The organism is Domibacillus tundrae, assembly GCF_000970675.1.
GTDB classification, from domain to species: Bacteria; Bacillota; Bacilli; order Bacillales; family Domibacillaceae; genus Domibacillus; species Domibacillus tundrae.
In genome coordinates this window covers 142,260-159,511 of record NZ_LAJA01000007.1, presented here as the reverse complement: position 1 = coordinate 159,511, position 17,252 = coordinate 142,260, and the positions used below count along the sequence as shown (strand labels likewise).

19 protein-coding genes are annotated in these 17,252 nt (G+C 46.0%); all 19 read left to right on the top strand.

Annotation, left to right across the window (positions count from 1 at the left end):
* Nucleotides 1-12 precede the first annotated feature (12 nt).
* The 19 genes from VQ00_RS08760 to VQ00_RS17695 all read left to right on the top strand — a co-directional run bounded on the left by VQ00_RS08760 (nt 13) and on the right by VQ00_RS17695 (nt 17,229).
* A complete protein-coding gene (locus VQ00_RS08760; RefSeq protein ID WP_046179769.1) occupies nt 13-873 on the top strand; it encodes a sirohydrochlorin chelatase in 861 nt (286 codons plus the stop codon).
* Nucleotides 870-1,649 (top strand): precorrin-6A reductase, encoded by a 780-nt coding sequence (gene cobK / locus VQ00_RS08755; protein WP_046179768.1) that lies wholly within the window; start codon nt 870-872, stop codon nt 1,647-1,649. The genes VQ00_RS08760 and cobK overlap by 4 nt, the downstream gene beginning before the upstream one ends.
* The gene (locus VQ00_RS08750) at nt 1,639-2,283 is read left to right on the top strand and encodes a precorrin-8X methylmutase (protein WP_046179767.1); all 645 of its coding nucleotides are present in this window, start codon (nt 1,639-1,641) and stop codon (nt 2,281-2,283) included. Before cobK ends, VQ00_RS08750 begins: the two co-directional genes overlap by 11 nt.
* Nucleotides 2,280-3,368, top strand: a complete 1,089-nt coding sequence (locus VQ00_RS08745; RefSeq protein WP_046179766.1) for a cobalt-precorrin-5B (C(1))-methyltransferase — start codon at nt 2,280-2,282, stop codon at nt 3,366-3,368. The genes VQ00_RS08750 and VQ00_RS08745 overlap by 4 nt, the downstream gene beginning before the upstream one ends.
* Nucleotides 3,361-4,569: a bifunctional cobalt-precorrin-7 (C(5))-methyltransferase/cobalt-precorrin-6B (C(15))-methyltransferase gene (locus VQ00_RS08740; RefSeq protein WP_046179765.1), complete on the top strand. Its 1,209-nt coding sequence runs from the start codon at nt 3,361-3,363 to the stop codon at nt 4,567-4,569. The genes VQ00_RS08745 and VQ00_RS08740 overlap by 8 nt, the downstream gene beginning before the upstream one ends.
* The gene (gene cobI / locus VQ00_RS08735) at nt 4,566-5,270 is read left to right on the top strand and encodes a precorrin-2 C(20)-methyltransferase (protein ID WP_046179764.1); all 705 of its coding nucleotides are present in this window, start codon (nt 4,566-4,568) and stop codon (nt 5,268-5,270) included. The genes VQ00_RS08740 and cobI overlap by 4 nt, the downstream gene beginning before the upstream one ends.
* A complete protein-coding gene (cobM, locus tag VQ00_RS08730; protein ID WP_046179763.1) occupies nt 5,267-6,040 on the top strand; it encodes a precorrin-4 C(11)-methyltransferase in 774 nt (257 codons plus the stop codon). Before cobI ends, cobM begins: the two co-directional genes overlap by 4 nt.
* Nucleotides 6,037-7,137 (top strand): cobalt-precorrin 5A hydrolase, encoded by a 1,101-nt coding sequence (locus VQ00_RS08725; protein WP_046179762.1) that lies wholly within the window; start codon nt 6,037-6,039, stop codon nt 7,135-7,137. The genes cobM and VQ00_RS08725 overlap by 4 nt, the downstream gene beginning before the upstream one ends.
* Nucleotides 7,138-7,153: 16 nt before the next feature.
* Complete coding sequence (locus tag VQ00_RS08720; RefSeq protein ID WP_046179761.1) at nt 7,154-8,527, top strand: cobyrinic acid a,c-diamide synthase CobB; 1,374 nt, start codon at nt 7,154-7,156, stop codon at nt 8,525-8,527.
* Nucleotides 8,524-9,249 carry an energy-coupling factor ABC transporter permease gene (locus tag VQ00_RS08715; protein WP_052728424.1) on the top strand — a complete coding sequence of 242 codons (726 nt, stop codon included), beginning with the start codon at nt 8,524-8,526 and terminating at the stop codon, nt 9,247-9,249. The genes VQ00_RS08720 and VQ00_RS08715 overlap by 4 nt, the downstream gene beginning before the upstream one ends.
* Nucleotides 9,246-9,521: an energy-coupling factor ABC transporter substrate-binding protein gene (locus VQ00_RS08710; RefSeq protein WP_046179760.1), complete on the top strand. Its 276-nt coding sequence runs from the start codon at nt 9,246-9,248 to the stop codon at nt 9,519-9,521. The genes VQ00_RS08715 and VQ00_RS08710 overlap by 4 nt, the downstream gene beginning before the upstream one ends.
* Nucleotides 9,518-10,180: an energy-coupling factor transporter transmembrane component T family protein gene (locus tag VQ00_RS08705; protein WP_046179759.1), complete on the top strand. Its 663-nt coding sequence runs from the start codon at nt 9,518-9,520 to the stop codon at nt 10,178-10,180. The genes VQ00_RS08710 and VQ00_RS08705 overlap by 4 nt, the downstream gene beginning before the upstream one ends.
* Entirely contained in the window at nt 10,177-10,980 is an 804-nt protein-coding gene (locus VQ00_RS08700) for an energy-coupling factor ABC transporter ATP-binding protein (RefSeq protein WP_052728422.1), read from the top strand. Before VQ00_RS08705 ends, VQ00_RS08700 begins: the two co-directional genes overlap by 4 nt.
* Nucleotides 10,981-11,077: 97 nt before the next feature.
* On the top strand, nt 11,078-12,322 hold the full coding sequence (locus tag VQ00_RS17700; protein ID WP_052728419.1) for a polysaccharide deacetylase family protein: 1,245 nt from the start codon (nt 11,078-11,080) through the stop codon (nt 12,320-12,322).
* Between the two features lie 129 nt (nt 12,323-12,451).
* Nucleotides 12,452-13,750 carry a hemolysin family protein gene (locus VQ00_RS08690; RefSeq protein ID WP_046179758.1) on the top strand — a complete coding sequence of 433 codons (1,299 nt, stop codon included), beginning with the start codon at nt 12,452-12,454 and terminating at the stop codon, nt 13,748-13,750.
* 119 nt (nt 13,751-13,869) lie between these two features.
* Nucleotides 13,870-15,327, top strand: coding sequence for a nicotinate phosphoribosyltransferase (locus VQ00_RS08685; RefSeq protein WP_046179757.1), 1,458 nt, complete (start codon nt 13,870-13,872; stop codon nt 15,325-15,327).
* Nucleotides 15,328-15,431: 104 nt separating this feature from the next.
* Entirely contained in the window at nt 15,432-16,001 is a 570-nt protein-coding gene (locus VQ00_RS08680; protein ID WP_046179756.1) for an IMEF encapsulin system ferritin-like cargo protein, read from the top strand.
* 12 nt (nt 16,002-16,013) lie between these two features.
* Nucleotides 16,014-16,868 (top strand): family 1 encapsulin nanocompartment shell protein, encoded by an 855-nt coding sequence (locus tag VQ00_RS08675; protein ID WP_046179755.1) that lies wholly within the window; start codon nt 16,014-16,016, stop codon nt 16,866-16,868.
* On the top strand, nt 16,861-17,229 hold the full coding sequence (locus tag VQ00_RS17695) for a 2Fe-2S iron-sulfur cluster-binding protein (RefSeq protein WP_052728417.1): 369 nt from the start codon (nt 16,861-16,863) through the stop codon (nt 17,227-17,229). The genes VQ00_RS08675 and VQ00_RS17695 overlap by 8 nt, the downstream gene beginning before the upstream one ends.
* Nucleotides 17,230-17,252 lie beyond the last annotated feature (23 nt).

Here is a 17,252-nt window from a genome sequence, read left to right as displayed (position 1 = left end):
GGGGGAGAATATATGAAAGCAGTACTTTTTGTTGGACATGGAAGCCGTGATCCGCAAGGCAATGAGCAAATTCTTCAGTTTGTGGAAGGGTTTTTGCCGGACTTGAATCCTCTTGTTTTATATGAAACATGCTTTTTAGAATTTGCGCGTCCGGATATAGCGGAAGGCATCAAGCAGTGTGTCGCACGTGGGGCAACTGAGGTAGCGCTTATACCTCTTATGCTGCTGCCGGCGGGACATTCAAAGATTCATATTCCAGCCGCAATTGATGAAGCGAAAAAAGAGTATCCAAACGTGACGTTTACATATGGAAAACCGATCGGCATTCATTACGAAACATCGGCGATTTTAAAGGAACGGCTGGAGCAGGCAGGAATAGACCCGGACAGTGCTGGAGAACGAGATGCTGTCATTTTGCTTGGGCGCGGTGGCAGCGATGCCGATGCCAATAGTGATTTATGCAAAATTGCTCGTGTTTTATGGGAAAAAACGTCATTTGAAACAGTGGAACCGGCTTTTTATGGTGTAACAAAGCCATCACTTCCTGAAGCGGTCGAAAAAGTGAAAAAGCTTGGGGCGCAAAACGTCATCATCTTACCTTACTTTTTATTTACCGGCGTATTAATCAAACGAATTGAAAAAGACTTAGATCTGTTCCGCACACAATTCCCGGAGTTGTCATTTGCACTGGCCGATTATTTTGGTTTTCATCCAAAGCTGAAAACAATTATTGCGGACCGGATCGATGAAGCGCTCGGCGGCAAGCCATTAATGAACTGTGATACGTGCCAGTACCGGTTTGAAGCGGGCGTTCATCACCACCATCACCATGATCACGATCATCATCATGACCAAGAAGAGGCGGTTCGATGATTTTCTTTTTGGCTGGTACGAGTGATGCGAGGGAACTCGCTGTGAAGCTTCAAAAAACCGGGCGATTCGTGACGGCGTCGGTCGTGACCGAAAATGCGGCGTCGGAGCTCGAGTCAGCCCGAATTCCTGCACGCATCGGCAGACTGGCTGCGGATGATATGGCTCTCCTGCTACAAACGGGCTATACCGCTGTCATTGATGCAAGTCATCCTTTTGCAGAGGACGCATCACGGAATGCCATTCAAGCTGCCCAAAAAGCGGGGCTTCCCTACATCCGCTATGAACGGGCAGGCACACAGATTGAAGAGCACCCGCTTGTCACGCGAGTGGATACGTATGAAGAAGCAGCTGATGCGGCTTTGGATAAAGGTGGTGTTGTTCTGCTGACAACTGGCAGTAAAACGTTGCAAATATTCACGGAAAAGCTGCTGCCGCATAAAGATATTCGATTAATTGCCCGAATGCTTCCCCGTCTTGACAATATGGAAAAATGTGCGGAACTGGGTCTGCCGCAAAAAAATATTGTCGCCATGCAGGGACCGTTTACGAAAGAATTCGATCTGGCATTGTGCCGTCATTATGGCGTAACGACAACCGTCATGAAAGAGAGTGGTGCGATTGGCGCGGTGGCGGAGAAAATAGAAGCAGCAGTATCACTCGGGATTGAAACGATTGTTATTTCTCGTCCGCCGGTCAACTACCCGAATCAATGCGAAACATTTGATCAAGTAATCCACACATTAAATCGTCTGGAGGAATCCAAAAATGGACTTTAAAACAGCTTTTGTACCCGAAACGGTCAAACCGATGGAAATCGAATCACTCAGCTTTTCAATGATTGAAGAGGAATATGGCCAGCATGATTTGACGCCAGAAGAATTTGCGGTCGTTCAGCGTGTTATCCATGCATCGGCCGATTTTGAACTGGGCAAAAGTGTGCTGTTTCATCCGAATGCAATCGAATCAGGCATTCGGACGATCCAAAAGGGCACCCGTGTTATTTGTGATGTGCAAATGATCCAGTCCGGTGTTTCAAAGCCTCGTCTTGAACAGTTTGGCGGCTCCGTACATGTTTATATTTCTGATGAAGACGTGATGAAAGAAGCAAAAGAACTTGGATTAACACGGGCCATTATCTCAATGCGAAAAGCGGCGGCACTCGGTGACGGCGGCATTTACGCAATCGGTAATGCGCCAACCGCTCTTTTAGAAATTATCCGTCTGGCGAAAGAAGGAATTGCAAAACCCGATTTAATTATCGGAATGCCAGTTGGGTTCGTTTCAGCAGCGGAATCAAAAGAAGAACTGGCAAAGCTTGATATTCCGTTTATTACGAATATTGGACGTAAAGGCGGCAGCACGGTTACGGTCGCAGCGCTGAATGCATTGTCGCTTTTAGCTGTAAAATGAAGCCGGTTCCGGATAAGCCACTTCGGACTGGTTACACAACTGGGTCGTGCGCAACTGCGGCAGCAAAATTGGCTCTTCAAACACTTCTAATTGGACAGCCGCCTGAATCCGTTTCGATTTATTTGCCGGCGAAACAATGGGCACACTTTACCCCTGAATTTGTTGAAGTGAATGAGTTATCTGTAAAAGTCGGCATTAAAAAAGATGCAGGCGATGATCCTGACATTACGCATGGAGCAGTGATTTGCGCAGAGGTCAGCTGGACGGAAGAAGCAGGTGTTCAGCTTGATGGCGGAGAAGGTGTCGGACGTGCGACAAAACCTGGCCTTGATGTTGCGCCGGGTGAAGCCGCGATCAATCCGGTACCCCGCCGGATGATGACAGAAGTTGTTACTGAATTGCTTAATGAAAGCGGGGCTGGAAAAGGTGTCCGAGTCATTATTTCGATTCCAGGCGGCGAAGAACTGGCAAAGAAAACCTTAAATGCGAGGCTCGGAATTTTAGGCGGGCTGTCCATTCTAGGCACAAGCGGCATCGTTCGGCCATTTTCCACATCTGCTTACCGGGCGAGTATTGTTAAAGCGATTGAGGTGGCAGTTGCTTCAGGCTGTACACACGTGGCGGCAACGACAGGAGGCCGAAGTGAAAAGTATGCGATGACGCAGCTGCCGGATTTGCCGGAAGAAGCATTTATTGAAATGGGTGACTTTGTCGGGTTTACATTAAAGCATTGCAAGCGGCTGGGCATTCAAAAAGTAACGCTGGCAGGCATGCCGGGGAAGTTTTCAAAAGTCGCACAAGGCGTCATGATGGTGCATTCAAAAAGTGCACCGGTTGATATGGATTTTTTGGCCGGTATGGCTGAAGAAGCCGGGGCTGCGCCAGAAGAAATTGAAGAAGTGCGCGGGGCCAATACAGCGACGCATGCAGCGGAATTGATGGCGGACTATCCGGCGTTTTTTGCGCTTTTTTGCCGCAGCTGTTCGGTAAATGCCGTACGGGAAGTGCGAGGCGGAATGCATGTTGATACGTTGCTCTTTGCGATGAAAGGACAGCTTTTAGGAAAGGGGGAATACAGTGAATAACATACATATTATCGGCATCGGCGCGGATGGGGCAGACACTCTTCATCCCCGCCAGCTCGACCGTATATACCAAAGCAGCTTTTTGGCAGGCGGTGAACGGCAGTTGTCTTATTTTCCTGACTTCAAGGGAGAGACATTTGTCATACGAGGCAACTTGAAAGAGCTTAAAAAAAGGCTTCAGGATGAATCGCGCACGGCGGTTGTGCTTGCATCCGGTGACCCGCTTTTTTACGGCATCGGCGCTTATTTATCGGGAAGTGTTGAGGCAACGATTGACCCGCAGCCGTCCAGTATGCAGCTGGCTTTTGCACGAATGAACGAATCATGGCAAAACGCGAAAATCATTAGTGTGCACGGACGCGGCATAACCGGGCTCGCCCAGAAGATCGATGGGGAAGAAAAAGTCGCGCTGTTAACAGATAAAACAAATTCACCGGATGCCATTGCCCGTTATTTACTTTATTTTCACATGACGGAATACGATGCGTTTGTTGCGGAAAACATTGGCGCTGCGGATGAACGGTGCCGCCATTTCACTCTTGAACAAATGGCGGCAGCATCGTTTGCACCGCTAAATGTCGTTCTATTAAAGAAAAATCGTGCGGCTAAATCGTGGACAACTGGTATTCCAGACGCTGAATTCAGCCAGCGAAAGCCGGACAAAGGACTGATTACAAAACGGGATATCCGCATTCTAACAATTGGCCGGATGAACATTCACCGGAGCAGCATCGTGTGGGACATTGGCACGTGTACCGGTTCGATTGCGATTGAAGCAGCGAAAATCGCCAAGGATGGCGCCGTTTTTGCGATTGAAAAAAATGAGCCGGATCTCACAAATGCTAAGGCCAATTTTCAAAAATTCCGCACGGACGTAACGCTTGTGCACGGCAAAGCACCGGATGGGCTTGATGCTTTTCCTGACCCCGATTGCGTTTTTATGGGCGGCACGGCCGGAAATATGGACAAGCTGATCGACACATGCGCCGAACGGTTAAAGCCGGGCGGTACGATTGTGTTAAATGCAGTCACGATCGAAAGCATGTCAAAAGCCCATCAACTATTTAAAGAAGCCGGCTTTGACGTCGACATGGCGCTTGCGCAAGTATCGCTGTCAAAACCGATTTTAAATATGACGCGCTTTGAAGCGCAAAACCCCGTCTACATTATTTGTGCGACGAGAAAAGAGGAACAGTCATGACAGGTATTTTATATGGAATTGGCGCAGGGCCGGGCGACCCGGAACTATTGACGGTAAAAGCATTTCGTATTTTATCGGAAAGCAAGGTCATCGCATTTCCGAAAAAACGTTCCGGCGAAAAAAGCTACGCACGCCAAATTATTGACGCGTACATTGATCCAAAAGAGAAGGACATGCTCGGCCTCGTGTTTCCCATGACAAAAGATCCTTTCATTCTTGAACGCGAATGGAATAAGGCAGCTGACGCAGTGGCTGAAAAACTGGAATCAGGCCAAAATGTGGCGTTCGTTACAGAAGGGGATCCGATGCTGTATAGCACATTTATTCATATGAAAAACGTGCTGCTGAAAAAAATGCCCGATGTGAAAACAGAAGTGGTGCCGGGCATTTCATCAGTAAATGGAACAGCTGCCCGGTTAAATATTCCGCTGGCGGACGGGGATGAACAGGTGGCGATTATTCCGGCAACGGATGATCGGGATGCGTTAAAACGGGCGATTGAGCAGCACGACTGCGTGATCTTTCTAAAGGTGGCAAAAGTGGCTGCGCTTATCTCAAGTGTTATTCGGGAGCTTGGGCTTGAACAATACGCCCATGCCGTCACAAAAGTGACGTCTGAAGATGAAGTCATTTGGACACTCGACGAATTTGAACGGGCGGAACCGAACTATTTAACTTTAATGGTGGTGAAGAAAAAATGAAGCTGTATATCGTTGGGGCGGGACCAGGAGCCCCTGATTTAATTACGGTCCGCGGCTTGAAGCTTGTGCAGGAAGCGGATGTTATTTTATATGCGGATTCACTCGTCAATGAAGAGTTGATGAACGGCTGCAAGGAAGGTGCAGTGGTCCTCAAAACAGCCGGCATGCATTTGGAAGAAATGGTTGAGACGATGGTGAATCACTTAAAAAAAGGGAAAAAAGTTGTCCGGCTTCATACGGGTGATCCCGCTATATATGGTGCTATTATCGAGCAGATCGCCTTATTAAAAGAAGCAGGCGTTGAAACAGAAATTGTACCTGGAGTCAGTTCGGTTTTTGCAGCCGCCGCGGCAGCGGGTGCGGAGCTAACGATACCGGATGTAACGCAAACCGTGATTTTAACACGGGCGGAGGGACGGACGCCGGTGCCTGAAAAAGAACAGCTGAAAGACTTGGCGAAGCATGAATGCACGATCGCCTTTTTCTTAAGCGCTACGCTGACCAAAAAGGTAACCCGTGAACTTGTTGAAGCGGGCTGGCCGGAAGAAACGCCGGTGGCTGTCGTATACCGGGCAACATGGCCTGATGAAAAAATCGTTCGGTCAACCATTGGGAATCTTGATGCAGTGATGCGTGAAAATGGCATTCGCAAGCAGGCGATGATTTTAGCCGGAAAAGCACTGGACCCGGAGATTGGCAAGTCCGGTCACCGGTCAAAATTGTATGATAAAACCTTTACGCATGGATTCCGAAAGGGAATGAAAAAATGAAAATTGCGATTGTGTCGATTACAAAACATGGAACAGAAACCGCCCGCAAGCTCGCGGAAGACATGCAGGCAAATTTATATTACATGTCAAAATTTCGTCATGGCGATGAAGAAGAAAAAGGCATTACATTATTTGACGGCTCTGTCCGGCTGCAGCTGCCGATGATGTTTGAAAGATATGACGGCATCGTGCTCATTATTTCACTCGGTGCGGTTGTTCGGATGATTGCGCCGATTTTAAAAGACAAAAAAACCGATCCAGCTGTTGTGGTGCTTGATGACCGGGCGGAACATGCGATCAGTGTCCTATCGGGTCATATTGGTGGTGCCAATGAGCTGACGCACAAAGTCGCCCGATTAACAGGTGCACGGCCGGTCATTACAACCGCATCAGATGTACAAAAAACGATTCCCGTTGACATGTTTGGCCGTGAATTCGGCTGGACGTTTGAATACGATCAGTATTTAACACAGGCGGCAGCAGCGGTTGTGAATGAAGAGCCGGTGCTTGTTGTGCAGGAGTCAGGAGAAACGAGCTGGTGGAAGCATGCTCGTCCGATGCCGCAGCATATTCGAACTGTAACATCCGTAGAAGAAGCGGCTCAAACAGCCCATCATGCCGCTCTTGTTGTGACGCATCGGCTGCTGAGCGAAAAGGACCTTGCTTCTCTTCAGTATCCGGTTGTGTACCGTCCGAAGTCGATTGTAATCGGCATCGGCTGCAACCGCGGCACAGACGAGCGGGAGATTGAAGCAGTGGTGGATGAAACACTTCATGAGCTTTCGTTTTCCAAAAGGTGCATAAGAACGGTAGCGTCGATTAATTTAAAAAAAGACGAAGAGGGGATTTTATCACTCGCCGAAAAAAATAATTGGCCATTTACAACGTTTTCACCGGATGAATTAAATAAAGCGCCAATGAGTGAAAAATCAGAAACTGTTTTTAAATTTACCGGTGCATATGGTGTCAGTGAACCGGCTGCTTATCTGGCTTCAGGCGGAGGAAGAATTGTTCTGCCAAAGAAAAAAAGCGGCAATGTTACTATTTCCATAGCGGTAATGCAGGAGACCTCTTTATCTATTAGAGAACATACATAAAGGAGGAAGAATCAAAATGTCTCAACGATTGGTCATAGCAGGCACCGGAAGTGGTGCAGGTAAAACGACTGTAACGCTCGCCTTGCTCGGCGCCTTAATCCGGCGCGGTCTTTCTGTTCAGCCGTTTAAATGTGGTCCCGACTATATTGATCCGACGTACCATACAGCAATTTGCAAACGGCAGTCACGCAATCTAGACAGTTGGATGGGTGATAAGGAAACGGTGAAGAGTATTTTTTCACGTGCATCAAAAGAAGCGGATATTTCCATTATTGAAGGGGTTATGGGCATGTTTGATGGAAAAGATCCGCTTAAAAATGATGGTAGTACTGCGCATATTAGCTGTCTTTTAGATACGCCGGTACTGCTCGTCATTGATGCATCTGGAACAGCTCGAAGCGCGGCGGCTGTTGTGAAAGGATTTCAGGCAATGGCACCGGGACAAATAGTGGCGGTTATTGCGAATAAAACGGGCAGCGAAGGACATTTTCGGCTCATTGAACAGGCTGTCATGCAGGAATGCGGCATTCCGGTTGTTGGACATTTATTAAAAATGCCGGGGGTCAACGTGCCGGAGCGTCATCTCGGTCTCGTACCGGCGGTTGAACGCGGTGATTTAAACAGCTTTTTTGACGCATTGGCAGAAGCGGCAGAGAAAACCATTGATTTAGAGCAAGTAATAAAACTTTCTACAGCACAGGAACTGCCGGCTCTTCAACAAACTATTTTCGATAAAAAAGAAGAAACGCCCGTTACCATCGCAGTCGCAAAAGATGCGGCTTTTCATTTTTATTATGAAGAAAATCTTGAAATGCTGCAGGCGCAAGGTGCTGATCTTCACTTTTTTTCACCGCTTGCCGGTGATCCGGTACCGAGTGGTGCAGATGCACTCTATATAGGCGGTGGGTTTCCTGAAGAATTCGCTCCCGTTTTAGCAGCACAGTGTGAAACAAGAAAATCAGTTCGAAATGCCATTGAATCCGGCATGCCAACACTTGCGGAATGCGGTGGGTTCATGTATTTAACAAATGAACTTGTGACAGTGGACAGCCATGTATATCCAATGTGCGGTGTTGTGGAAGGGAGAACAAGGATGAAATCCACACGGGCAGCGCTCGGCTATCGTGAATTAATGTCTATGAGACGTTCATGGCTGCCGGAAGGAACAATAGTAAAAGGGCATGAATTTCACTACTCTGTTTTCGAACATACGGAAGAAATGCCTCCTGCTTTTCAGTCAAACAGCCGTTTTGGAAACAACTCGGACGGCTGTACGGTTTTTAACACGATTGCAGGGTATGCGCACTTGTACTTCCCGTCAAATCCAGATGTGCCGGCTGCATTCGTTAAGGCAGCACGAATTTATCAACAAAAGAAGGTGATAACATGAAAAAGGTATCTGTTGTATTGGCTCTAGCTGCTTTTTTTTGGCTGAACGCGTACACAGAGCCGGCAGCGATGCATATAATGGAAGGATTTTTGCCGGTTTGGTGGTCTGTTTTTTGGTGGATCGTGGTCATTCCGTTTATTGTTTGGGGATTAAAAACACTAAAAAAGGCGATTGATGAAAACCCGGAAGCAAAATTAATGATCGGGTTTGCAGGCGCATTTGCTTTTGTACTGTCCGCACTAAAAATCCCATCGGTAACAGGGAGCAGCTCCCATCCAGTCGGAACAGCGCTCGGTACGATGCTATTTGGCCCAGCTGCGATGACGGTGCTTGGAACAGTCGTTTTGTTGTTTCAGGCGCTCCTCTTAGCGCACGGTGGGATCACAACGCTTGGAGCTAATGCATTCTCAATGGCTGTGGCCGGTCCATTTGCGGCATATGCTGTTTACAAAGGACTAAAAAAGGCAGGTGTTAAGCCGGGCACAAATGCCTTTTTCACTGCTTTTTCCGCCAATATCATCACATACACCGTCACATCCTTGCAATTGGCACTCGCGTTTCCTTCTGAAGCCGGCGGTGTATATGGATCATTCCTTGAATTTGCGGGTATTTTTGCAGTAACTCAAATTTCCTTGGCTGTTTGCGAAGGGTTATTAACAGCGGCGGCTGTAAACTGGCTTGAAAAACATCGTACTTCCTTAAAAGGGGTGAATTTTTCATGAAGAATATAGCCTTAATTTTGTTTGCAGCCGCCATCGCCGTGATTCCGCTGTTTATGTGGGAAGACAGTGAATTTGGCGGTGCGGATAGATTGGCGGAAGAAAAAATCACAGCGATTAAGGCGGACTACACGCCGTGGGCAAATCCAATCTTTGAACCGCCCGGCGGTGAAACTGAGAGCTTGCTTTTTTCTCTTCAGGCTGCCATCGGAGCAGGGGTTATCGGGTACGTAATGGGAACGATCCGGGCACGTTCAAAGCGGGAAAAGCCATGAATCAGATTGACACTGTATCGCGCCAGACACGGTTTTCACTCGTTCATCCGATGGAAAAAGCAGCGCTGCTCCTTATTTGCTTATTAATTGTCGGATGCTGGCGGACGCCTATTGCAGGATTATTTGTTGCATGCGCCGCTCTTTTTTATTTGATAGTGGCCCAAGCGTCCATCCGATTTTATTTGACATTGCTCACTGCGCCGCTCCTGTTTATTACGATGGGGATTGTGCCAATTGCTTTTTCATTTGACGGATGGCTGAAGATTGCTTTCAGTGAGAAATCAATAAACGATGCTGTTTTAACGGCTTCGGCTGCTTTCGGTGGCGCTTGTGCCTTGTATGCATTTATTTTAACGACTCCGTTCAGCCAGACCGCCTGGCTGATGAAAAAAAGCCGCATTTCCCCCTTGTTTATTGACATTGCCGTTCTTGTTTATCGCTTTATTTTTCAGCTGTCAGAGCGAAAAACAGTTATTTGGCAGGCGCAGTTACTCCGCGGGGGATGTCCGGGTATTCAAATGGCGGCGCAGACAGCAGTCCACACATTTACATCAACTATGCTGGAAATGGAAACAAGGCAGCAGGCTGCTGAACTGCGCGGCGGACTTGACTACTTTGCGGTGGCAGACTGGAGTTCGTTTTGGAGAAAGAAAAAATGATCCAATTTCAAAATATATCTGCGTTGTATTCAGATGGAACAGTGGCATTAAAAAATATATCTTTTTCTATTAAGCCAGGCGTAAATGTTGCGGTTCTTGGAGAAAGCGGGTCAGGAAAGTCCACGCTTTTTCAAATTTTATCCGGATTGATGGTACCCGCAGAAGGCTCGATATCCCTAAATAACGAAGAACTGCAATATAAGAAAAAGTGTCTTCAATACTGGCGTACAAGGTTTGGATTTGTTCTGCAGAATCCAGATATGCAATTGTTTGCTCCTACCGTTGAAGAAGACGTGATGTATGGGCTGCTTCAGCAAGGGCAAACAACGGAAGAAGCAAAGAGAAAAGCACATATGGCAATGAACGCGTGCGGCGTTGCTCATCTTCGGCATAAGCCGCCTCATTCATTAAGTGCTGGAGAAAAGAAAAGAGCGGCGATTGCAGGGGTGGCCGCAATGAATCCAGACATCATTGTGATGGATGAACCAGAGGCGGGGCTTGATCCGGTTAATACAAGCAGACTGACTGCTCTTATTGACCAGTTTCATAGGGAAAACAAAACCGTGATCTGTGCTACACATAACATAGACTTTGCGTATGAATGGGCGGATGAATGGCTGATTTTGAATGAAGGACAGCTTTTATTTTATGGGGATTCAACACATTTTTTTGAAAAAGATACTCTTCGGTCAATAATCGAGTACCCGTGGGCTTATGAAATTGGACAGCTGACCGAGACCGCTCCGTTGACAAAAAAAGACGCTCTTCAACAATTAAGGAAAAGCATGACAAAAAAGTAACAAATTTTTCATAAAAGCATTGTATTATAGTATCTGTTTGTTTACAATAATAAATGGAAGGTAAATCCAAAAAAATGCATTATTGTAGGGGATACGTATGAAGAAGAAAACTGCCATAGCCGCCTTGCTTGCGAGCCTGTTTTTACTGCTTGCCATGGTGCTGGTCAACATGATTGTAACAGCAACACATCATAATAAAACAGCCTGGGCAACAAATGTGACAAAATTGCCCTATGAAAATATTTACATTAAAACAAAAGAAGCTAAAGAAAAACAATATCAACTTGCCTTTCAATATCCTGTTTTTAAAAACGCCTCATTAAATGATGCATTTGAAAAATATGTAAAGAGAAAAGAAGCCGATTTTTTAAAAGAAATAAAAAAAGTAGATGAGAAAAAATTAAAAAAGCAACCGGCTTCTTTGTCACTTACTTTTGAGCTTATTCCAGCCGGCAGCGGAATTTACTCCGTTTTATTTGATGAAAAAACGTATGTCACTGAAGAAAAAAGCCGCTCTTCCGCTGAGACATTTATTATCGATACAGCAGACGGTACACTTGCCAGGCCATCTGACTTGTTTATTGACCCGGACAAAGCCTCAAGTGCACTGCACACGCCGCTCGATTTAAAAAGTTCAAATTTATTTATTCAAAAAAATAATGTTGTTTTTTTAAATGAACACGACAAGCGGGAAGGAAGCCTGCCCGTTCAAAAGATTGCCCCTTTTTTAAAAAAGGAATGGCGGGAGCGTTTTTCTTTTGAAGAAGCCGAAGAAAAAACAGCAGGTGATGAAGAAGTGAAAAAAGTCGCCCTTACATTTGATGATGGCCCAAATCCGACGAGCACGGAAGCTATTTTGGCTACACTAAAAAAACATCATGCGAAAGCGACTTTTTTTATGCTTGGAAGCCGGGTTGAACATTATCCAGAGCTTGTGAACAAAATCGTACAGGAAGGGCATGAGGTCGGCAATCATTCCTGGAGCCATCATGATTTTACGAAGCTTGAAGCTGCTGATGTGAAAAGCGAAATCGACCGTACCTCTGCCGCAGTAGAAGCTGCTGCTGGAGTGTCACCGCTCGCTGTCCGCCCACCGTACGGGGCAACCAATGAAAATGTAAATGAGATTATTGGCGCGAAACCAGTGCTTTGGACAATTGACACCATGGATTGGAAATCGCATGACCCGAAAGTTATCTGTTCGATCGTGAAAAACGAAACGAAAGACGGTTCGATTGTTTTAATGCATGACATTCATCAAACGACGGCTGAAGCCCTCGATGAAATGATTTCATCCCTGAAAAAACAAGGCTATGAATTTGTAACCATCAGTGAGATGTAACGCGCATCCGGTTTGGCAAAAGCCAAGCCGGATTTTGTGTTAAAGAAAGGCCGAACGTGATATGATAAGAAAAATAACTGTGATTTTTGAAAACAGGAGGTGGATGCTCCGACTCATCGGAGCTTGTCATTGGAGATTGTGAATTTACTCGGCATTGCGCTATTAATCGCCTTAACCGCTTTTTTTGTAGCGGCGGAATTTGCCATTGTTAAAATGAGATCATCGCGTGTCGATCAGCTTGTGGCGGAAGGAAAACCAGGTGCTTTAGCGGTCGAACGCGTTACCACACACTTAGATGCATATTTATCCGCCTGCCAGCTTGGTATTACGATTACGGCACTTGGGCTTGGCTGGATCGGGGAGCCGACCGTTGAAAAGCTGCTGCATCCACTATTTGAGCATTTTGAACTTGCTTCTTCTGTTGCGTCAATCCTGTCGTTTGTGATCGCGTTTTCCATCGTGACGTTTCTTCACGTCGTTGTAGGAGAACTGGCACCCAAAACGGTGGCGATTCAAAAAGCGGAGGAGGTTACGCTTGCTTTGGCTGTTCCTCTTATTTGGTTTTACCGGATTATGTATCCGTTTATCTGGATATTAAATGGATCCGCTCGGTTTATTACCGGCTTATTCGGACTGAAGATGGCTTCTGAAAATGATGATGTCCATACGGAGGAAGAGTGGCGGCTGCTGCTTTCAGAAAGCTACAAAAGCGGTGAAATTAATCAAAACGAACTAAAGTATGTAAATAACATTTTTGAATTTGATGAGCGGCTGGCCAAAGAAATAATGGTGCCGCGGACAGAAATGGTCAGCTTATCCATTGACGATACGCTCGAAGACGTATTAGCTGTCATTAAAGAAGAAAAATATACACGCTATCCGGTCATTGACGGCGATAAAGATAACGTCATCGGCATGGTCAACTTTAAAGAAATCTTAAGTGTCGCGGTAAAAGGAAAGCCGTTGTCGAAAGTAGAACCGCTGCGTCAATTTGTAAAACCGGTTATCCGGGTATTTGAAAACATGCTTATTCATAACCTGCTTGTTAAAATGCAAAAAGAGCGGACGCATATGGCCGTATTAATTGATGAGTATGGGGGCACGTCCGGTCTCGTCACTGTCGAAGATATTTTGGAAGAAATTGTAGGGGAAATCCGGGATGAATACGATACGGATGAAATTGCGGAAGTTCGGAAAGTAAAAGATGGCCACTACATTTTCAGCGCGAAGGTACTGATTGGCGAAGTGAATGTTCTCCTCGGAACGGATTTGAATGATGAAGATGTTGACACTTTAGGCGGCTGGTTTTTAACAGAGAAAATTGATACCGCTCTTCATGACATACTTGAGAGAGACGATTGGGTGTTTACGATTACTGAAATGGAAGACCATCACATTTTATATATTGAAGCAAAAAAGCGGCCGTAATGGCCGCTTTTTTTATTTGGTTAAGGTGGAATTTGTCACGAGTGTGTTGCCGGAACGATCAAAAAGGTGTAGGATGATAGGAATGAAGCACGATGGAAAAGCAAAGGGAGTAAAAAACAATGTCACGATACGAAGACGACAGCCTTGCCTTGCACACCGACCTTTATCAGATTAATATGGCCGAAACGTATTGGCATGATGGCATCCATACAAAAAAAGCCGTGTTTGAATTATATTTTCGCAAACTTCCATTTGGGAATGGGTACGGTATTTTTGCCGGCCTTGAAAAAATTATTGATTACCTGGAAAATTTTCGTTTCTCGCAAAGCGATATCGACTATTTGCGAGACATTGGATACAAAGAAGATTTTTTAGCTTATTTAAAAGATCTGACATTTACCGGCACATTAAAAAGCATGCAGGAAGGCGAGCTTGTGTTTGCGAATGAGCCGATTTTGCGAATCGAAGCATCCCTTGCGGAAGCGCAAATTGTTGAAACGGCACTGCTTAACATTGTGAACTATCAAACATTAATTGCGACAAAAGCGTCACGCATTAAACAGGTGCTTGGCGGGGAAACAGCAATGGAATTTGGTTCACGCCGCGCTCACGAAATGGATGCGGCCGTCTGGGGAACACGTGCCGCCTACATCGGCGGATTTAATGCGACGAGCAACGTCCGGGCAGGCAAGCTGTTTGGCATTCCAGTTTCCGGAACACATGCGCACGCACTCGTACAAACATATAAAGATGAATATACAGCTTTTCATAAATATGCAGAGCGCCACCGGGACTGTGTTTTTTTAGTAGATACGTATGATACGCTCAAATCCGGTATGCCGGCTGCTATTCGGGTAGCGAAAGAGCTTGGGGAGCAAATTAACTTTATCGGCATCCGGCTCGACAGCGGGGATATGGCGTATTTGTCAAAGGAAGCGCGAAAAATGCTCGATGAAGCGGGCTTTCCAGAGGCACATATTGTTGCGTCTAATGATTTAGATGAATATACAATTATGAACTTAAAAGCACAAAACGCAAAGATTGACGTATGGGGCATCGGGACGAAAGTCATTACAGCTTATGATCAGGCGGCGCTCGGAGCGGTGTATAAACTTGTGTCGATTGAAGACGACGATGGTGAGATGACAGATACGATTAAGCTGTCTGGCAATCCGGAAAAAGTAACAACTCCAGGATTGAAGCGTGTCTACCGCATTGTTAATAGGCTGAACGGAAAAGCAGAAGGTGATTATATCGCGATGGAACATGAAGACCTGCAGCATGCGAAGCGGCTGAAGATGTTTCATCCAGTTCATACGTTTGTCAGCAAGTTCGTGACCGATTTTGAAGCACGTGAGCTGCACGAACTGATTTTCCTTAATGGAGTGCGCTTATATAAATTACCGGACATTGAATCAATCCGAGAGCGGACAAGCGACAACTTGTCACTGCTGTGGAATGAATATAAGCGGGCGCTCAATCCAGAAGAGTATCCAGTTGATTTAAGCCAAGCCTGCTGGGACAATAAAATGAAAAATATAGAATCCGCTAAAGCACAGCCGCAAGGGCAGGCATAGGGAGAAAACACGGCGCCAAAATTGGTGTCGTGTTTTCGTGTATTCTTTGCCCCGATGGAATGCAACGATTATAATAAAAGAAGTTAAACTAGGAGGTGCGTCTCGTGAAAGAAGAATTAAGTGAATTTTACAATATCTTTACCGGCACGAAAAAAGATATTGAAAGCTTTATGTCCATACTTGATCCTGTCATCAACAATGCGGAAGATGATCATGAGCGGCTGTATTATCACCATATTTATGAGGAAGAAGAACAACGGCTGTCCCGGCTCGCGGAATTAATTCCGTTAATCGAAACATTTCAGGCTGGAAAAGGCGGCGATTTTTCGCCATCCAATAATACATTCAACCGCTTGTTGCAGGAGTTGAATTTAGAAAAGTTCGGTCTGCATAATTTTGTTGAACATTTGGATCTTGCGCTGTTTCAATTTAAAGACGCCGAACGTCAGGCGAAATTGTCTGAGATGCGCGGGGCGAGCCATACAAGCTATCAGTTTGTAAAAGAGAAACTTGCTGGTATAAACGAACGGTTCGAGACGGGCTATTCGGACCCGCATGCGCATCATGATGCGCATGGCGACCATTTAGATCATCATGCAGCAACACCAGCACAGCCGGCAAAGCCAGCAGGACAAAAGCGGTCGTTTACTGTAGGATCACTTATTTCAAAGTAGGAGGAATCATCAATGAGCAAAGTACATTTATATCCGGACGCGCCGCTGTCAGCGGGTGATTTTGATGAATTGGATCAAATTATTATTGAAGCAGCAAAAAAGCAATTAACCGGACGTCGGTTTATTGAATTATATGGTCCGCTTGGACGGGGTGTTCAAAGCATTCATACCGATATTTTTGCTGAAAAAAGCGCCGCCCACATGGATCTGCAAGGGTCATTTGATACGGAAATTGAATCGGCGAAGCGTGTAAATTACACCATTCCAATGCTGTACAAAGATTTTGTTCTGTACTGGCGCGACATTGAGCAGGCAAAAGCACTTGATATTCCAATGGATTTCTCAGCAGCCGCAAATGCAGCTCGCGACGTAGCACTTCTGGAAGACGAAATGATTTTTCACGGTGCTAAGCAGTTTGATATTCCCGGACTGATGAATGTAAAAGGGCGCCAGACGCATTTAATCAGTAATTGGTATGAATCCGGCACGGCGTTTCAAGATGTTGTCGAAGCACGTGGAAAGCTGATGGAAATGAATCATAACGGCCCATATGCGCTCGTGCTGTCACCTGAATTATACGCGCTGCTGCATCGGGTTCACCGCGATACGAATGTACTCGAAATTGAGCACGTTCGCGAGCTCGTAACAGACGGAGTATTCCAGTCACCGGTGTTAAAAGGAAAAACAGGTATTCTCGTGAATACAGGACGAAACAATCTCGACTTGGCGATTTCTGAAGACTTTGAAACAGCGTATCTCGGCGAAGAAGGGATGAATCATCCATTCCGTGTGTTTGAAACGGCTGTACTCCGCATTAAGCGCCCATCTGCCATCTGCACATTTGCCGATCCAAGAGACGATGAATAAAAAATGGACGGTCGGCTCGCTTATTCCAGGCAAAGAAACACGGTTTATCCCGGAAAAGCCGCCGGTTCGTTCAGTGGAAGAAAAATCAAAAAAAACAGTGATGCCAAAACAGGCCATCGTTGAACTGAGACAGGGAAACACGTCCTGTTCCGTTCCTGCATTATCTGGCACCATCTTGCTGGATGCTGCACTTAAACAAGGGTGCAGCATCCAGTACAAATGCCGTAAAGGAACATGCGGCCAGTGTGCAGTCGACATTGTTTCAGGAGCATCTTATTTATCGGCTAGAAATGAAGCTGAGCAAAAAAAGCTCGGCTCATCACCGCGCCGGCTTGCCTGTCAGGCTATAATTAACGTTTAATCAAAAAGGAACTGTCACTTTTT